This is a genomic window from Pseudomonas sp. DSV-1, from assembly GCF_035830915.1.
Lineage (GTDB): Bacteria > Pseudomonadota > Gammaproteobacteria > Pseudomonadales > Pseudomonadaceae > Aquipseudomonas.
Genome location: NZ_JAYMYG010000002.1, coordinates 267,784 through 287,851, shown reverse-complemented (window position 1 = coordinate 287,851; position 20,068 = coordinate 267,784). Strand labels below are relative to the sequence as shown.

Annotated in this window: 9 protein-coding genes; 2 read left to right on the top strand and 7 right to left on the bottom strand. The window is 52.2% G+C overall.

Going from position 1 to position 20,068, the window contains the following annotated elements; all coding sequences use genetic code 11:
* Nucleotides 1-5: 5 nt before the first annotated feature.
* Nucleotides 6-842: a hypothetical protein gene (locus tag VSQ83_RS25775; RefSeq protein ID WP_169872917.1), complete on the top strand. Its 837-nt coding sequence runs from the start codon at nt 6-8 to the stop codon at nt 840-842.
* Nucleotides 843-861: 19 nt separating this feature from the next.
* Nucleotides 862-11,559: an ADP-ribosyltransferase-containing protein gene (locus VSQ83_RS25770; RefSeq protein ID WP_326427893.1), complete on the top strand. Its 10,698-nt coding sequence runs from the start codon at nt 862-864 to the stop codon at nt 11,557-11,559.
* Nucleotides 11,560-12,676: 1,117 nt separating this feature from the next.
* Here VSQ83_RS25770 and VSQ83_RS25765 read toward each other — a convergent pair.
* The 7 genes from VSQ83_RS25765 to VSQ83_RS25735 all read right to left on the bottom strand — a co-directional run bounded on the left by VSQ83_RS25765 (nt 12,677) and on the right by VSQ83_RS25735 (nt 20,012).
* Nucleotides 12,677-13,804 (bottom strand): chromosome partitioning protein ParB, encoded by a 1,128-nt coding sequence (locus VSQ83_RS25765; protein ID WP_326427892.1) that lies wholly within the window; start codon nt 13,802-13,804, stop codon nt 12,677-12,679.
* 172 nt (nt 13,805-13,976) lie between these two features.
* On the bottom strand, nt 13,977-14,858 hold the full coding sequence (locus tag VSQ83_RS25760; protein ID WP_326427891.1) for a tyrosine-type recombinase/integrase: 882 nt from the start codon (nt 14,856-14,858) through the stop codon (nt 13,977-13,979).
* A gap of 82 nt (nt 14,859-14,940) precedes the next feature.
* Complete coding sequence (locus VSQ83_RS25755) at nt 14,941-16,095, bottom strand: hypothetical protein (protein ID WP_326427890.1); 1,155 nt, start codon at nt 16,093-16,095, stop codon at nt 14,941-14,943.
* 966 nt (nt 16,096-17,061) lie between these two features.
* Nucleotides 17,062-17,409: an Arc family DNA-binding protein gene (locus tag VSQ83_RS25750; protein WP_326427889.1), complete on the bottom strand. Its 348-nt coding sequence runs from the start codon at nt 17,407-17,409 to the stop codon at nt 17,062-17,064.
* 21 nt (nt 17,410-17,430) lie between these two features.
* The gene (locus VSQ83_RS25745; protein ID WP_326427888.1) at nt 17,431-17,895 is read right to left on the bottom strand and encodes a hypothetical protein; all 465 of its coding nucleotides are present in this window, start codon (nt 17,893-17,895) and stop codon (nt 17,431-17,433) included.
* Between the two features lie 512 nt (nt 17,896-18,407).
* A complete protein-coding gene (locus VSQ83_RS25740; RefSeq protein WP_169872909.1) occupies nt 18,408-18,773 on the bottom strand; it encodes a hypothetical protein in 366 nt (121 codons plus the stop codon).
* 399 nt (nt 18,774-19,172) lie between these two features.
* The gene (locus tag VSQ83_RS25735; protein ID WP_326427887.1) at nt 19,173-20,012 is read right to left on the bottom strand and encodes a hypothetical protein; all 840 of its coding nucleotides are present in this window, start codon (nt 20,010-20,012) and stop codon (nt 19,173-19,175) included.
* Nucleotides 20,013-20,068 lie beyond the last annotated feature (56 nt).

Here is a 20,068-nt window from a genome sequence, read left to right as displayed (position 1 = left end):
TCCCCATGCGTCAGCCAATCGTCCTGCAGGTTCAAGGTCTCGGAATTCCGGTTGTAGCCAGCCCCGCCTCTGAAAAAATCGAGCTGCGCTGGTCTTCAGATCCGGACATTGACGCTGACGCTCCGGCCTACCTTTTCCGCGACGCTAGAGAAATTGAGAAGTTTCTGACCTTTGCGGTAGATAAGCGCTTCATTAATCAAAGTCTGCTGCTACCGATTCGCGTGGACGCCGACAAGGACGCTATCTCACTTTCTCGCGCTAGTGCCGAGGATCAAGGCGTAGACGCCGTGAATTGGGACTTGGTTCGTGTGGGCGTGGTCATCAACGGTAATTCGAGCATGGGACCGGTCAGCGATACCCTGGAATGGATCGGCACTCGTGAGGAGTACCAAGCCAGCGCTCATATGCTTGAGGCTTTCCAGCATGCCGCCCACCGTGAGATTTCGAACCCCATCATCATCACGCACAACGAATCTCATCAGACGCTGGCGGCGGCTGACTTCATGACGGCCTTCCACAGCAGCATCAAGCCCCAACTCATGAATGCGCACCAAGTGCTGGAGCAGATGACCAGCGAGCTGCACACGCTCGATGTGGACGCCATAAATCCAGATCGCGCAGCGAGCATTCTAAAGCAGCTGCAGAGCGCCCTGATCGACGCCCGCCATCAAGACAACATCCTGCGCGAAAGCCTAGGCATGGACACCAAACCATTATCGGACCTGGAAGCACAGCAGCACGCGTCTCAGCCATTGGAAACCGCGACACCCGGTTCCTCTGTGACGTTGGAGCCTGAACCTGAGCCCAGTCCGGACCTATTTCGAAGCCCTCGCTTGGGGTGATTCCACGGAGTGACGCGGCATGCCCGGTCTTCAGTCCCTGCTTGAAAAGTTTGTTACGACGACTCACGGCTACACCACAGACAGCGAAACAGTCTTCTCACATCCCCTCACAGACGCCCGTATTGCACTCGCCACCGATGACGAGACCATACGGGCGCTGGCCGTCTACGGCTGGATCGTCGCAGAGCCCAGCCTGGAGCCGAGCTTTAACGTGTTGCCGGCACTGCAGCGAACATTCCCTGAACTGCTGAGCCAGCATCCTGATGAACTAGATCGGCTGCTGGCGCCTGACAGCGTGGCCAAACTAATCGAAGCGCAGCAAGTTGAGCATCGTGGCCGTATGGCGCGCTGGCTCCTTGGGCGCAGTCGGTCCACTGGCAACACTGAACTGGCCAAGTGGACACGTGAGGCCTGCGCGGACATCGCTATTCAATCGAGCCATCCGCTGGCGCCAAGACTGGATCGGCCAACCTACATCCAAGGCCCTGAGTCATTGGGCCGGATCACTGGCAGTGAGCTTACGGGTTACCAGCTCTTACTTGTCGCCAGCTCCAACGGGCGCACTATGTTGTCTTCCGCGCCAACGATGGATGAGCTGTTTGCGCCCAACGTCGAGTGGACTGCAGCCCAGTGGATTGCCTACGAACAGTTGCTACGCGCAATCCCTTGTTCAGAGCAAACCTTTGCAACTCAGGTGAACGCGCTGCGCGCCGACGCTGCCTGTCACAGCCAGCACCTGTGGGCCATTCAGCAGGGCACCGCCGCATACCTCGGTACCGCTACAGATGATCTACGTAGACGCTTTCGTCACTCCCCGTCATCGCAATGGCTTGATAGCGCCAGCGCTGAAACTGGGATCTCCCTGAGGAGTGCAGGCGGCATGAACCGCCTGATCGATCTTTACATGGTCGAGCACCTGACTGATTCAGAGGTGCTTGAGCACATTGTCCCGGCTATGCGTGACGCAGACTCCGACTTTGCTGAATTGAGCGACACCGCACTCGCAGCGATTTGGCGCAGCGCCTACAACCCGATTCTTAACTCAGTCCTGCGCGCTTCCGCCGACGAAGCGGTGAGGCTGAGGGTGGGCGAGACTCCACCTGCTATAAAATCATCTCCTGAGGCAATGCGTGGGCTGCTATCCAGCTACTACGGTGAAGCGCCAATAGCGACACTCGAACTGGCGGGCAAGCTGCACCTGGTGAGCACCGTTGATGATCTGCCTCCCAGCCTGCAGGATGAGGTTTACCTAATTGGCGGGCGTGACAGAGTCTCGGGAATCACCTTTGAAGGGGCTGTATACCTCATTGGTGCCAATACTGCCCCTGAAGACGTGTGCAGCGTTTTCTTGCATGAGGTCGGCGAGCACGCCGCTCTGCGATCCATGCTCGGGCGCGATTATGGCCGTATCGTCCAACGCTTCAATCATCTCCTTAGCGAGGGTGATACCTACGCGGTTCAGGCCTCTATGCAAGTGCCGAACTCCACCGATCCCTCCAATCTCGATAGCGAACATCTTGCTCACCTGATTCAACTGGCAGCGGCTGACATCGAGGCCAAAGAAGGGGGTGAGGGTGGTTTCGACTTGGGCCAACGCTGTATCAGGGATTTGCGCACCTGGTTGTATCGCACACCACTGATGCGCGAACTGGAACGCCAAGGCGAGCTGGAGGATTTCAAGCTCGATGCCCATGACATCGCTACCCTGGCGCGTGAAGCGGTCGACTTCCACGTCGCGGACATTCAACACAGCACCACGGCGCTAAATCAGTGGGACTCGAAGCTCGATAGCGATTTTATTTCTGTCCTGCACAAGCAGACGGTAAGCGAGCGGGTTAATGCACTGCAGCACCTGCCGCTTGAGCAACAGATAGCGTACGTCTACGCCCTTGGAACCATGCAGGCCACTGATGGCGCCGAGACACTTGTGCGCATGGCTGGCGCAGTTGCCGAGGCTAGCAATAGCGCTGACGAGGTAACACGCCTGCTGGCAAGCGAAGTGAGCGCACTAACTCTGCGACTGAGCACTCAGTCCAGAGCCAGTCGTCATCTCGACACACAAGGGTTGTTTGCAGCCATAAGCGGTACCGATACGCCATCAGCTTCAGTATTAACGCTGATACGCTCGGCGCCGAATGGTAAGTGGGTCGCCGAGCATTACCAAAATGGGCTTGGACTCACGCTGCTAGAAGATTTCGACACCAAAGAGGCCGCTGTCCAAATCCTGGGCCAGCACCATTTCCCCGTTCAGTCGAAAGAGTTGGACAGCGTCATCGCTCGATGGGGCTCTGCAATCGCAGCTGAACACCGTCAGCTCGACAGCCAAGCGTTCAAGCGCTGGTTTGCAGGAAGTGTGACGCGTTACAGCGACGGCACCCCGATGGTGCTCTACCACGGTACCGCTAAGAATTTTTCTAAGGCCAACGGTATTTTCTGGGCAAGCGCACCAACACCTGCCGAGCAACGCCCAGCGCCAGCACAGGCACCGGCGCCGATAGTTGAATTACAGAAGGTGGAAACACCATTTGACCAGTGGTTTGGTGCCTCGAAGATAGTGGATGAGGGCGGGAAGCCACTCACGCTTTATCACGGCACCTCGGCCAGCTTCAATGCATTCAAGGTTAGCCTCTACGGCGCAATCGGTACCGGGGTATACACGACACCGAATGCTGGCGACGCGCAAATCTACGGAGATCGGTTGGTTGATCTGCACGCCAACCTGGTTAACCCGCTGATCGGTACATTCGCTGAAGTCCGCGCCATGCAGTATGCGAATGAGACCTCCGAAAAGTTCACTGAACGATTGATCGGTCTGGGATACGACGGAGTCGCAACCACTGATGCCACAGGTCGGTTTGACTACGTGGTTGCCTTCCAGCCTGAGCAGCTGAAGTCGGCCAGTCAGAACAACGGTATGTACGATCGATCGAACCCAGACATTCGCTTCCGTGACATGCCACAGCACGGCTCGCCGACCGAAACAGTCGCATTCAAGAATTGGTTCGACGGCTCCTCGATCACTGACCAACAGGGGCAACCGCTGGTTGTCTACCATGGCACTGATGCTGACTTTACGTCATTCAAAGCCGGTCCCAACTACTTCACGACTCGGACGGATTACAGCTACATCCGAAATTGCGATGTAGTCATGCCCGTATATTTGAACATCAAGAATCCATACCGACCGGAAAGTCAGCATGAGATCGAATCCATCCGCTCTAACCCTGAACGCTATGAAGAACTGAAGGGGTTGGGGTACGACGGGATGCTCTGGTCAGCACCTGGCAATATGATGAAAGGGGCCTCTGGGTGGGGCAACGATCTACCGCAGATAGTCACGTTCTATCCGAATCAAATTAAGTCGGCCATCGGGAATGTTGGCAGCTTTGATCGCGCCAGCAATGACATCCGATTCAAGCAAAAGCATGCAGTTCAGACTTCTACCCCTGAATTCCAACAGTGGTTTGGCGAATCCAAGCTGGTGGCGCCCAGTGGCGAGCCTATGGTGGTGTACCACGGGACGAACATGGACTTCAGCGTGTTCAACACCAACTCTGTTCAAAGTCGTTTTCCGTACTCGTTCGGCTTCCACTTCACTGATCAACGCAATGAGGCCAGTACCTACGCGGACAGCATTACCAATGCCGCAGCTGGCTTCAATCCTGCCTCGCCATATGTGAAACCTTCCATGGAGGGCGGGAACGTTATGCCCGTATTCATCCGGGCAGAGAACCCACTGATCATCAAAACTGATCAGCTGTCGGCCTCAATCGAAGCAGACATCAATCGCGCCGAGATCGTTACCCAGCTCGAAGAAGCGCGGGCCGCTGGCCAACCCTACGACTCAGTAATCATCAAACGCGAGCGTGGCGATGAATACGACGGGCTCAACGTCATCGTCTTCAATCCAAACCAGATTAAATCTGCTATTGGCAATGCTGGCAGCTTTGATCGCGCCAGCAATGACATTCGGTTCAAGTTACAGAACCCAGTCCCGCTGACCAGCCTGCCTACCTTCAAGGACTGGTTCGTACGATCCATGGTTGTTGACGCGGCTGGCGCTCCACTGGTCGTTTACCACGGGAGCCACAAAGACTTCACTGTGTTCGAGCAGCAAGAAAGTGCTCACTTTGGTTTCCATTTTGGTAACGCGCAGGCGGCAAATACGCGCCTGGATGACACAGCTGAAAAGCACTTCGACAACGCTGAATTTATTCGCCTGCATGAACGTGCAACCAAGTTTTGGATGGACATGCAAGCGTTCAGAAAGTCACTGGAAGAGAAGTCCGCAAAACCTTCTACAGAGATGATCATCGCGGACGCTGCTCGGCAAGGCAAAGAGTTATGGGAGGTGATTGGCGACTACACCTACCAGCCTAACCCAATAGAGCGGGCGCAACTCAAGGAGCTTGAGGACCGCTTCAAAGAGGCGAACGTTATCTCCCACAAGTACGGCGAAGGGAGCCACATCAACTCGTTCTACCTCTCCCTGCAGCGCCCGCTGCGCCTTCCGGATGTTGGTGACTGGGGTACACCTGACACCGTGGCGATGGAATTACCTTGGGGCTCTGACGCAACGACATTCGAGGAGATCGTCGACGAAATCAAAGAGCACGGCTATGACGGTATTGTGTACCTCAACACCGTCGAGAACCTACGTGGCGAGCAGGCTGACAGCTACATTGCCTTCGACCCGGAGCAGATTAAATCAGCCTATGGCAATGTAGGGACATTTGACAAAGATAGCCCAGACGTACGCTTTGCCTTTGCTGGCGCTGCTGCCCAAACCGCTGAGCGCCAGCTGCTGGCCAGTGCCAAAGTAGCAATCGAAGCTGGCGCCGATGCTGAGCAAGTACGTCAAGAAACTGGCTGGTTCCAAGGTAGCGATAGCAAGTGGCGCTTCGAGCTGGATGACAATCAGCTCAAAGCCCGTGAGAGCTGGAATCTTTGGGGGCAGAATAAAACCTCAACGACTTTCCGCGCCCATGACCTAATCGATCACTGGCCCCTATTCGATGCCTACCCACAACTGCGCTACTTAAAGGTAACAGTAGAGCCTGGGCTCGCGCCTGACACAGCCGTATTCTTTCCGCTCGACAGCAGCATTTCACTTGGCGCGGAGCCAGAAGAAGGGCTTCTGACACTTTCGATGCAGCAGTTGTCTGCGCTCGCGCATGAGCTGCAGCATGGCATCCAAGAGATTGAGCGGTTTTCCCATGGAGGCTCGGCATCGGACGAAGCATTGCCCACAAGCCGAGTAGTACTAAAAACCCTCAATGAAACATACAGAGAACGTAAACAGGCGCTGGAGCAGAGCGCTGAGTATGCCGAGCACATCGCGCAAGTATTGTCCGCGATCCCACCTGGCGAGCGAATGCGCCAAGGTGCCCGAGGCGAGTACGACCACGGCCAGAAAGTCGCCAATGAATCCGCCTACAACCTCTTCATCGAACCACTGGAGGAAGAGAGGCTTTCCATATTCGATAGGTTGGTGAAGCTGGAGGGGCCAATGCAGGGCGCCGACAGCCGCATGCTTAGCTATCGTCTATTGGCGGGTGAAGTAGAGGCCCGCAATGTGCAGGCTCGCCTGCATTTCAGTGCTGCAGAGCGTATGGCCAGATCCCCCCAAGACACCCAAGACGCGCCTGAACAGTCTGTCTACGATTGGCACGAGGATGAAGTACGCCTTGCGAGTTTGATCCGTGCGCAGAGCGCTGACTCCCCAGTACTTCCCACCCCCAGCGCCAAGCTGCGCTTTGCCTACAGTGACAATGGCATCCGGACGCAGATGGATGCTCTTGCTGACTTCTACACCCAGAGCGATGAGTACCAGTTTGATCAGTATGAAAAACGCGAACGCATCACTGACCAGTTGATCGAGCAACTGGCGGGAAATGAGCAGTTCATAGGGATGGTACTGCCCGTCGCTTTCGGATTCACCGCGATTACTCAGTCCGCGAAACAACCTGGTGCTTGGCAAGTCACAGCTTTGGACGCCAGCTTTGCACCACTTAGTGATGAAGGGACCCAGTCTAAGGCCGAAGCGTTGGCGACATTCTTTGGTCAGTTCGATACGGCATCAGCTTCGGCGGTTATTGCTGGAGCCACCGCAGACATCAGTCTCGCGGATACGCATGTGGGGCTCAACAAAGCCCTCAAGGGTTCAACATTGGCGGATGAGTACGCCGAGTTGCGGCAAGACATGGCCCGCTATTCGCAGCCAGCGCTTGAGGCTGACCGTGCTCTAGTGATGCCTGTTTACCTGAACGTCAAAACCCCATTCGACGGCGACAAGCTATCCACTAGTTCTTTGAAGGTTGGCGAGCTGCGCGATGAACTCGTACGCCAGACGGAGGCATCTGGTCGGCATATTGACGTAATGCTCGTGGCGAGCTTGGTGAAGACAATCACCAAAGCTGCCCGCGTGGAGGAGAGCGGCCCTTATTACAGGCGTCATGACTTCTGGATGAACCGAACAAGCCACTTTGGTGGCGCCGGGGCAGCTGCACTTCAACAGCTGTTCACTCATTGCGGGTTCGACAGTATCAAATTGACTGAGAACGACCATCTGACATTCGGGGTTTTCTCCGCCGCACAGGTGAAGTCTGCCAGTGGCAACACTGGCCTTTACTCAGCAAATCCAGACATCCGCTTTGCATTCGCTGGCACCAACGCGGCAACCAGTGACTTGTCCCGCCTAAAACAAGCAAAGCTACTGGCTGAGCAAGATGTCTCAGCAGACGACATATGGAAGAGCACAGGATGGATGTTCGGTGCTGACGGCGATTGGCGTTTTGAGATCGATGACAGTAAAGCGCGAATTCGTGGGTATGACCACGAGAAGGACGAAGCAGAAGTAACCACGACTGAGCCAGATCGGTTCGTCGATTGGGTAGAAGAGTCTATCCACCGTCGCAGTGGAGTCCCTCTTAGCCAGTTCTATGATCACCCTGAGCTGTATGCCGCGTACCCACAGCTGGCAAAACTTAATGTGGTGGCAGTTGAGCGCATGCCTGGTGATGAGACATTGGGATCGTTTGGTTTTCATCGATCCTTCGCCCAGTCAACTCTGTATGTGGCAGCGCCATATACCCTGAGGTCAGATGGGCCGACCTTTGAAGAGGTGCTTGCCCACGAGACCCAACATTGCATCCAGCATATAGAGGGCTTTGGGCCGGGCGCTATGGTCAGCGATTTTGAAAGTGACCAGACCACCAGTGATGAACTGAAGTCGAGCATGCTGGCCTACATAGAGATCCATGACCACTCCAAATCACTTGGTTGTACACCTGAAAAGTTTGCGGAGCTGTCCGGATACTCGCAACAGATCATCGAGCGAGTTGGTACATGGCGCCAGCAAGGGAACTGGGATAGCAATGTCACCTCGTTTCGTCGCAGTGTCATGTCGCCCTTCGAACTCTATTTCCATGAGGCAGGAGAAGTAGAGGCTCGCAACACTCAACATCGTATCGACATGAGCGCAGAGCAACGTGCGGTTAAGTTCCCACTGGACACAATCGATGTTGAGTCATCCCTAATAAAGGTAAGTCGCAAGTTTCGCGTCTTCGCTAATTCGACCATGGCACCCGAAGCGACAGCGTATGGCCGTGCTGACAGCGCTTTTGAATGGGCAATCAAAACTCAAGGCTGGCGCACTGGTTTGAACGATAACGCGCAACTGCTTCACGCGGGCAAAGCGATGAATCTGTTCGCGGTTAAAACTGATGCGGCTTCCAGGACGTATCACGGCGAGATCTTCGCTGTAGCACTGGATGATTCGGTCATAGGCAGCTTCCTATATGGCCCCGCACCTGAAGGGGCTGGTCAGCACCTTAATGCAGCGGCAATGGTTCACCCTGACTTCCGCCGCCAAGGTGTTGCAAGTACGGCCTACAACGCGATTGAGAGCCTTACAGGTAAGAAGCTGGTGCCTTCGCTTGCCAACACCTCATCCAGCGCCAAAGCATTCTGGGAAGCACGACAAGCGCCAGCAACAAAGAACGCGACAGTAGGTGACAGCAACGCGCTTAGTCAGTGGATGCGGCAATCAAGCACCGTCGGCGCCGATGGCAAACCCACGGTGTTCTACCACGGCACCATGGCTGCATTCGAGAACTTCGACGCAGCGCGCCATCGCTCGATCTTGAACAACGGCTATCAAGGTGATGCCTTTCACTTTTCGCCATCGCCCGATGTGGCCAGCTCGTACGCAACAGCGGCAAGAAACCAACTATTCCGGCAGTTCGACCTTTACCAAGCAGCCGAGAAGGCGCTGCCGCCCACGATCACTCAGTTGCTAAAGGGGTTGGTGGAAGAGGGCCATGCAATCTGGGCCAAATACTCCGAGGATGAGTTCTGCAACATGCGGGATATGTGCCTCTCGAAAGGTTTCGACATCAACGACCTTATGGACCTTTCTGAGTACGTGGAAGGTAGTGCGGGGATACACCCACGCGAGAATATCAACCTCTTCGCAGAGCACCACGATTGCGACATGCCGGACGACATCAAAGATTTGGCCGTCACTCTTGGCTTAGCTGACGCAGTGCCTGTACCCATCGTCATGCCGGTCTATCTGAGGTGCGAGAACACTCTCTACACCGACGATAAGCAGCAGGCACGCGATGCCCAATCAAACGGCTATGACAGCGTTTGTTACAGCGGAGATGGGACCGTGGGTCAAGATCCTGAGTGGATGGTTTTTCACACAGCGAACATCCGAAGTGTTTTCGAGTTTGAGCAGGACGCGAAGGTTTTAATGCAAGAGCACAGCAATCCATTGAGCCCAGTACCTGGTGCTTCGATTACACCGCCCGCATCAACACTGTTTGACCATTGGTTTGAAGGGAGCAGCTGCATCAATCAGTTTGGCGAGCCACGGCTCGTGTTTGTGCGGGACAATCCTGGTAACGCCTTCAATACGTTTGCGGATCTGAATGCTGCAAGCCCTGACGCCCAAGGCAAAGTGACGCCAGCGATCTTGGCAATACGGTCACCCTTCATTGTCACGGACAGCGCGCACATCGCAATTACTGACTTGAACGACAAGCTTGGCCGTCGGAAAGCTGGGCTGATCGTGGGCGACCTACTGCGTGATGGCCAACTGGGCATTGAAGACATTATCAAGAATCCGCGGTGCAACAAATGGATTCAACAGGCAGGTTACGACGGTGCGATTTATCGCAACCGGGATGGGGAAAATCGCTATGTCACCTTTGACGTTGCGCAAGCGGTAGTAGGCTCAGCGATACAGAGAACCCTGAATGAAAGCTCACAGTGGGGCCCCGTCCCTGCAGCACCAGCAATGTCATTCGTTGGAGATCGAGCGCGGGCCCGCCAGTTCACCCTGAGCAATCATGGGAAACCACATGGCCACGTGGTGCCAATGAGTGCAGCAGACCAATACTTGGCCAACTCGGACAGGCTTTACGTCAATCATCTCGGCAACATCCGCCTGAGTGCGACAAACATAGCAGCGATGTGCGAAGCCACTGATACGCCCAAGCACCTGAGTGAGTTTCTGACGCGCAACCGCAAGGGATTGGCAGGGAAGGCAAGGATCGAGGACATCTTCGCTGAACACATTCGAAGTTTACGACAGGGTATAAACCAAGCACGAATGGATGCTCGGGCTGACACCCCGCAAGCAAGCTACCAACGCAATATGGTCGATAAGCTCTCGAATGCCCTGGTGTGGGCAATTGAACATTCCAGCTCTGGCAAATCATTCAAAGGTCTGGTGAGTGAAGATCTGCTGCAGTGGAACAAGCCCCTGTCACAACAGAGCCCAATGGTGCTGCAGGTGCTTTCAACGCTGGGCATCAATGGCCTGTATCAGGTTGTTGGGAGCGGCACCCTGCAACTCAAAACATGCAACAGATACACCGCTGACGAATTCACTCGCGATTACCCAGATGGAAGAGTTGAGCAGATCGATGCAGCTGGCCTGACTGGGCGCGCCTGCTTTGAGGAGTTGGCCAACGACTTGGGGGGTAGCAAGCAAGCAGCTGACCTGCTGTCTTCAATGGGTATAACGGGGGCTCAGCAGAGCACGGCGGAAGTGCTGTTGTTCAAGCCTTCCTTCACACACGCTCCACTGTTGCCGCTGGCGCTGTGTAAGCCAACGCCTGACGCCCTCAATGGCGACAGCCTTGCAATCCAAGACCTTGGGGGCGTAATGATCAAAGGGGGCGTGCACACGGCTTGCAAGAGCCTGTGGGGCAATCAAGAGCGAGCACTTGAAGTTGTCGAGTCGGCAATTCACCTGCTGTCTACGCGGCACTCCCAACTGGCCGACTTTAGCTCGCCACTGGCTGTAAATGACCAGCACAACAAGCAACAGTTGGCTGAGGCCAAGGCCCTGCAGCAGGAATTGATGTTCACAGCCATACCAAGCCAGTTCTTACCTTGGGCTGACCCGCTATCAGAGCAGCACCTGAAAACACTGAGCCCAGTCATCAAAATTGACCCAGCGCATGCACTACCTGGTTCTGCAGTCTTCCGCCTAATCGCGGGTCGACAAGAAGGCATTGAAGGAGCCAAAGCCATGCTGAGCAAGGTTGGGATCGTCGGGGTTTGTACTGAGGATGCCACACTCGCTTGGAGTACTGGGGCCCGGACGGTATGCAAAACGGTTGCTGCTGACACACCGATAGCAGGGTACGCATTTGCAGATGTCACCGCTAAATCCAGCCAACCTAATCTGTCGATGATGTAGGCCACCGCTAGAGATGCAGTTTTGGAGGTGGCTGCGACAGGAATATTAAGCCCGCCTACGCGGGCTTTGAGTCATCCGATAAGGTTGTTGGCCACCACGGCTGAATGATGAATTTTCCCGTTGGTGGCTGTAACTACCTTCGTCGTCCGTTCAACCGACACCGACAATTTGTAATGGTCGCGGTATGGTCGGCCCCTAAAAATGACAGCCAGCTGGGCCGCGAACTTGTGAGCCAAAGCTTCACTTTCCAAATACAGAGTTTTGTACGTGAGTCTTCCCGTAGGGGACACATAGAGGCCTTTAACAATGTCTTCGCTCTCGTAGAACTCTTGCCTAAGGTTTGTAGGGATCAACCTATGTGGAATCTCGACCTTTATGGTTGCGTACTCGACAACTGTTTTGCTGGGGAGATCTCCAGCTGTCCGCAAGTCACTCATCTGGATTTTCCATGGCCAGCGCCCTCAATCAAGGCAGGCACTGTTCAACTCTATCCGCGATCTCACGCATAGCTTCGTAAGCTTGTTCTGCCCCATTGTCAGAAATGGCGCCGATAGGTCCTGCTGCCGTGTACCTAATCCGGTCGAAAGTAAAGACCGTTGCTGTTCCAGTGCTGATCAATAGGGTGTACCTGAAGGGCTTCCCAATAGATGGCGGCGGCGGCTCGAATGAACTGGTACCAGACACTTGCACATTGTGGCCGATTAAAACGGGGTCAGCTTCTAGGCCCTCAACGCCCGCCTTGGCACACAGCGCAGCTTGGTCGAGCGTTGATGCTTTAGGGCTGACAAAGCGGATGGAGGATAGGACGGGATAGCCTTGGCCACCTAACACCGTCTTCACGTTTGGGTTAGAGGCTAGGGTAGGGGCCACTTCGTTCGTAGTGCATCCCTGCAGTAGTGTGAGTAGACCGAGAGTAACCATTTTACGAACCATCATTCCCTCCTTTGATTGTGAATTTGTCAGATGAATCATTCAGCTTGAGCGTCGCAGTATGTCGTGGGTCTACCCAAGAAAGGCAGGAAAAACAAACAAACAAACAAACAAACAAACTTTTTGGCCCGCAAACATAAGGGGCCATTCAAGGCCCCTAAATTATTTCGGATTCTACTTCACCAAATTACTGCAGTGTCTGGCCAGTGCTATTTGCGGCTTCGTTTTGACCTTCGAGCAGATCAGCTTGCGCCTGGTCCTTTTGATCTGGTTCAGGCTTGCTGACAGCGATCAACTGAGCCTTCATTTCCTTCAGCATTTCGAACTCTTCTGCGCTCATCTCCATCACAAAGCGGTCACCCTTAAGCGTGATCTGATCAATGCGTTCAGCCAAAGCCTCGAAGCTCTTATGGACGAAGCTAACTGTTTTTTTACTGATTTTCGGCGTAGTACCAGTTAACTTAGCAACATCTTTGCCAGTGATCTTAATCCTGCGAGGAGTCGGCTCCGGCGCTGGCGCTTCGGCTTGAGGCTCTACTGTCTTGCCTTCACCTCCTTCATCAGAGCCTGTTCCACTCTCAGCAGGTGCCAGCCCCTCGGCCACACGAAGTACTGCCTGCTCCAGCTCATCAAGGACTTCAGGTTCATTGGCCTTGGCCTCAACAGCTTGTTTTACATATTCAACTGCCTTTGAACCATGCACGTTATAAAGCGATAGTGCCAAAGTAGCCGCGAGTGTTTCTTCTGCAATCATTCGCTTCAACTCGATTGGCAATTCGAGCAGCGGTAGTGTGGTGCGCACGTGCTCTGCAGTCTTGTTTACCTCTTTACCGATACGTGCGACCGACCAACCCCATGCCACAAGCTTGCCGTACTGGACTGCGCGCTCTAAAGGCGAAAGAGGGCGCCCATCGTTCGCCGTCAATACGAGCTTTGCTTGCTCAGCCTCATCGCCTTTCTGCTCGACGACGTAGATCTTTTCAATCACAGCGCCTTCAGAGATTGCCAACATAAGGCCGCGACGACGGTGAGCACCATCACGTACCAGGACATCGCCGTTACGTACAACGACCACAATTGGCGGCACAAACCGGCCAGCTTTGTATGACTCTGCAAAACCACGAACATGAGCTACAACATCGGGCCTGTTCCAATAATCAAGTGCGAACGCGCCACGGCTATTAAAGCCTTCTTCTTCGAGCAGCATTTCTGGCACCACACCGTGGGCATCTGTACGCGAGATTCCGCTCTCAGAGTATGTACGCAGTTTGCTCAGAGAGTTGATACCGCCAGACTGCTTGGTTTCCTTGCTCATTTTAAGCCCTCGGTGTTCGTAGTTTTGTTTGCCTTCGATAGTTCACATATTACGGTTTCTACCGGTGAAGAGCAATATAAAAATATTATATTTTTTTATTAATTCGATCCAGCAGAAACAAGAAAGCCCGCAAAATGCGCGGGCTTTAGCTCGTTTAGCAGTAGATCAATGATTATTCGGTCTTTTTGCTGAAAATATTCTGCATGGCATTTCTATCAGTCATGTCATAAATCGCTGTTGTCGCGATGTCGCGGTGTCCCAAAGCAAGTTTGGCAATGTTGAGGCCATGCTCGCTAATCAGGTCGGTGGCCAGCGTTCGTCGAGCATCATGCGGCTTAATCGGCTGCACGCCTGCGTGAATGCATCGTTCACCAAGTGCTCTCCACAAACCATTTGGACTCATCGGCGACAACGGCTTGCCGCCCTTGCTCATGCGACGAAGAACCGGGCCAGATTTGATTTTCAGGCTGGCCAGCTCCGCTATCCACTCCCTGAGAGGAGGAATAGCCCAAGCAGTCAGGTATTTTTCGACGAGATGATCCCCCTTGACCACCACCTGGAAGGTGCCCTCATCAAGATTGATGTCCTGAATCACAAGCCGAGTTGCTTCCGCCCGCCGTATCCCAGAACCGAACAGAATGCACAACATAGCCTTGTCGCGCATCGCAAGAGTCTTGCGCTCGTCATCCTCGCAACTCTGTAAAAGTCTGCGCCGGTCCTTCTCCTTGATGTACTGGCCGAGCCCAATGCGGTTGGTGCCTTTTGGTGCCCGAACCTTGCGCATAGGCTCATACTGATCACGATGAACCAGCCTATGGCTCACGCAAGACTCAACAACCCCACGCACCGCGTAGATGTAAATGCGGATCGAGGCATTGGACACAGTCCCGCGCCAGCGCTCGACCAATTGCCGCAAGACGGGCTCATCGATGTGGTCCCATGGCACGAGCTGAAGAGGTACGTCTTCATAGCCCAACTCATCAGCGGCCTTCCTTAATCCGTGGCGCACCGTGGCCTTACTGTTATCAGCCAAACGCCCGAGAAAGGCATTCATAGCGAACTCTACGGTGTACACATGGCCACGCTCCGAACTCAGAATGGTCGGAGTCGAATGCACGCGGGGTGACACAATCAAGTTATTTGGCATCTGGCTTAAGCACCCTGGAAGCTATTACCTTTTTGAGCTTTGCAATTGAACCAAGTTCAGAAAGCTTCAGTATGTTTGAATCAATATCAGAAATAAGTGGGGGATGATGATCAGAACTAAGATCAATGAAAAATCGAACCTTATTTGATCGTAGCTCAATTAAATGATTAGTAACAGGGTCAAATATATTTCTTCTCAAAATTAGCGGCTTTCCAGAAGTTTTGTGAATCCAATCAACAAGGCCGAATAACTCTTTTAAAGGGGCGCGCTCGGCTGCACTTACAACTGGAAAGAGATTGGCCTTACTTAATACTGGCACAGCTGCGACATGACATAACTCAAAATACCCTGGGCGATCTAGCTCCGCGATTGTTACCAAGGCGAGGGTAGGGGAGTCAGACCTGAACTGGCACTCATACCTTCCATAGAAGGGCATTATGTGGCCACCGCCAGAGGTAATACTTCGGGCCCCAATCTGGTCAACCACATCCAGCATTGCACCCCATTTCAGCACAGCGGCCTGATGAGGCTCTGCACGAAGCCGCTTTGCCATACCGAACAAGCGAATAGGCTCAATGTGGGTATCCAGCCATCCGCCGAATGGAGTTCCGCCAGCCATGCTGAACTCCATAGCGGAATCCCGCAAAGCGGCGTATTGACTGCTGATGGCTATGGGTTTTGAAGGATCATAAATGCTTACCCCTGCACGCTCGATCATCGAGAGCAGAAGGGCGAGCACGCGCCTTCCCCTTCCACTGGCGGGCACGCCAGTACCTTGTGGACTGCGCTTGACGTGCAGCGGAATGAAGGTCTCCGGATGGATTCTCTCAAGAGCAATGTTGCTATTGAGCCTGGAGGTGGTGAGCACGGAAGTTTCGGCCTTAATGAACGGGCAGGTGAGGGCGTGCATCTCGCAAGATGGATTGTTGCGCAGCACGTATCGGCCACCTTCCAGCAAGGCAATATTCAACACTGGTCTTGGCTCTACACAACCACATGAAATCCAGTGCGAATCACGATGCACATTGCGGAGAAGGGTAGTTGCCTTCACTGACTCCCCTGTTCGTTGAAACTCGCACAAAGCCTTAATTTCAGCGTCATCCAACTTTCGTACTGGGCCAAGCTTCCTGTTCACCACATACATGCTTCATTCACTCCATGGTTAACGGCAGTTGTACGCAGTCAATATCAGGCTGTGCGCACGTTCATAGCGCCGAACTGCATTACTTATTTGTTGATCTGTTAAATCACTATTTGACAGCATTATTCGCGCCTGCTCAGCATTGAGTCCATCCACTAGAACAAGTCTAGCAGCCTTATGAGCGACACCTTTTCGCGACCTTATTAGATGGGCGCAAACATCAAATTGATTTTCGGTCATGACACGTTTTAGCCATAAATTAACTACACGCTTAGGCGTGTATTCAATATGAATAATACCGTGTGCCCGACCTAAAATGGGGTTTTTCACAGCACTTTTGCAGTTCTGATTTACCTGGATTCGTCCTGCACCACAGTACAAAGAGCCGCCGCAGAGACACAAAAGCTACTGATCAAAACGCGCTCCTACGTGAAATCTGCAGCACACTGACCCTGCAGAACCATCAGATTTCACACAGCAGCGCCTAAATCTAATTAACCTATATATATCAATAGGTTAGCTATTTCGCGGAGCGCCGAGCCAGCTAGCATAACCAAATGAAATCACAATCAGGTTTAGCATGAATAATAGCTATACTAAACAACCATTTAGTAGAGCTATTAAATTCTATTGATTAATTGATAAAGACTATTATCCGCGTTTTTTATGCCTTGCCGTTATATCAACAGCCATTACGCAAGCAAATGAGTATTATAGTGCGTAATGTATCTTGTCACGGAGATAACCGTGCCAATCTTACTGTCCACCCGTCCAAATGATTTTTAATACATTGTCGTGGCATTATAATGCCTCGAACCACCCCCCCCACCTTTTCGGGCAAGATCTGCAGGGGGTCGGGCATTTCAGTGGCACCAAATTGCTTTGCTTCAGCATGCCCGACCTGGCACTACAGCAGCCCTATACCAAGCCGTTACAGAAATTTAGCAAACCAACCAGCAGTGATTAATATCAGGACACCTTGTTGGCCGAAGCCAAGGCTTTCTGCAATTCAGCCCTTAAAAGTACCAAAGAATCTAAAATTATTTTTTGCTCGTCTCGGCAATCCAGATGATTTTTTAGAGCGCTGACAAGTACCGAGTTCATGCTTATATCATCTGACTTACTACGTGCCGCCAGCCTGGACCGAAGATCATCTGGCAGCCGTGCGACAAATTTGTCTGCATCGCGAGACGCGCTTGCTTGTTTGGTCCTGGAGGTACTTTTTCTAATTTCACGTTGCGCCGACTGTCCCGGCTCCGTAGAGACTTCCTTCGCCTTTGTGTTTCGCTCTAAGGCTTGTAGTGCTATTGGATTCATCGTACTTCCTTCATGTCGAATTTACGGTAGGCGCCGATCTAGAAATTTACTTTGTCCCTTAGAGTTTTCTCGTATTTCTTCGGCATATATTGCGGCTTTCTCCGCTGCTACCCAACTATTTATCGCCGCTGGGGCCCAACCATCGAGGGCAACAACCTTCTGCAACTGCAAGTAGGCATCTTTGTCGATAGGCTCATAAACTGCCAAGGCAGCATCGAGAGCTTGTTCCCAAGAATCTGGTTGTTTACTGAATTTTAGAAAAGCTAGAAAGAAGCACACGCCCCAAACAAATGCCAGGCCAAGCCCATATAACGTCGCCTTATTCAAACCCCAAGGGAGCAAAATACAGAAACATGCAACTACCACCAGCATGCTTGTGAGACGTGCAGCCGCGCTAACACGAGGCCCAAAATTGGATGTCTCAAGTGAACGTACAACGTTTTCAATATAGGAAAAACTCGATTTCTTAGTTTGTTTTGTAGGCATTACGCGCTGCTCGCTCTTAGTTAAAATTTCGGGATACCCTTCTGCTCAAAGACTTAGTCGAGCGTTGTAGCAGTGGAATATTTTTCCGCAAACACTGTAACTTGAATGAATCCAAGTGCACCTAGGGACTTACTAACTTAGCTGCTATGTGACGACAGTATTAGCGCCCCTATAGTAATCACTAGTGCAGCTCCCAAACAAATCGCAGCGACTATCCTAAAACTACTAGACTGCTTGTGTCTTTCTTCTGCAGTTGCAGCGTGGTTATCTAGCCATGCTCGCCTTTCTTCTGAGGTGTACTCATCGATGGGCTTTTTAGGTGCTCGGTATATCTTCAAGTTCTTCCCCTTTCCTCCAGCAGAGCTGGCCATCATTTAGCTGTCTTCTTAATCTTAACTCTTCAGGGTCATCAACGCGATAAGTACAAGTCTCATACTAGATTTGCCCCAGTTATTAGGCTGGGGCATTAGTGCTGCTGGGCGATAAACACAATCGGATTTGATATAAATCCATTATGGTAGAGTTCTAGAGCAACGCTTTACCTCGATCTCTATTACCTGCATCCATTGCAAGGGGGTCAAAACAACGACCTCTTCATCATCAGCTTCACGATACACACCAATCATGTTTTCCTTCCAATCCTGCATATCTGGTAGATTGCTACCATCTTCATCAGTGATCAGCATGAAAAGGCCACCCATGCTACGGCGAAGTGCCAAGCACCCACCGCCAGTATGCATCTCCTCAAATTCAACATCTGTTGAAGCGGAACAACTACCTTCAACAGCACACAACGGGTAGGCAATCCCACCCAGCTCCAAAGAGAAGTCAAAACCAGCAGCAAAGAGGGTGTTATGTGCTTTGGTAGACTGATGCATGCTCGTATCCTGAGAGTATTCGATAGGGCCTTAGTGTATTACGCTAGAGTAATATGCTCAAGTATTTTGTCATTATTTCATAAATGCAGATTTAATTAACTCATAGGCCTCAGAGTACCGTTTTACTGTTAAGTGAACAGTCGTTCGGCTCGCACCTGTTTCTCGCATTGCATCGGCCTGTGAGATTCCATCTACTAGTACAAGACGGGCTGCTCGGCTAGCAGGACTCTTAGTATCACCCCGCATGAGCTTTATAAGCACGTCATACTGGCCGCTTGTTATTAATGTCAAATCGACCTCCGATTCTTGACTCACGATTTTCTGAAAAATATTCCTGGCATTGGTGAATACCCGCCATATTTGCGGGCGGACTAGCCGGTAACAATTTTTACAGAGCAATTACTCACTCAGCAGTAATAAACGCCACTTAACACTTGCGCGATCGAGGGAACCTTTTCCTGGCATTCTGCTGCTATTAACCATAGATGTCTTGATCACATATCTATCCTGGTCGCCCCATTGAGTCAGTGGCGCAGGTGATTTACACATGATATAGCCACTTTTAAAGCCGGGTAGATCATTGATTATAGGAAAGTTGTCTGAAAGACTGAACCATTTAGCATTTTCCTCTTTGAGGATCTTGTGCCGGTACCAGTGCAAAAATACACACAACACTCCAGAGATCCATAATCCTGTTTTTGGGATCGATTGAACACCCCATCCATTACTTGTATCAGCCGTGGGCCCAACCAAGGCGATTGCTACAAATGTTAAAAACCAAGTAAGTGATAGAGCACAGGCTTCATTATATTTATCCAGTGAATAGTGCTTCATCAACCATTTCTTGATGAGTCGCTTGTCTATTTTTTCGAGATGATCTGCATTCGCAAATAAGGTAGGCACGCCTTCACGCTCGAAATAACTTCTTACTTTCTCGTCAGCGCTCATGAAGATCCAAACGCTCGCAATAGCCATCACTATTAGCGCAACAATGGTTACATCCGCATCTGCAGTGGTCTGTACATCCTTTTTGATGCCATCCCAATACTTCCAAGACATAACAGCTGCGCCGATGTTAACGCACCATAGCTTAGGGCTGTGAATGAACTCTAACTGTGTTTTAAGTACAGACCATTTCTTTTTAAACATCCTGGCCAACTGTGGCTTAAGTACAGACCATTTCACTTTAAACATCTTGGCCAACTGAGGCTTTAGTTCAGACCATTTCTTTTTAAACATCTAGGTATTCTCTTCCTGTTCTTGGTTCGTAATTCCAGAGGTCGCCGATACTGCAA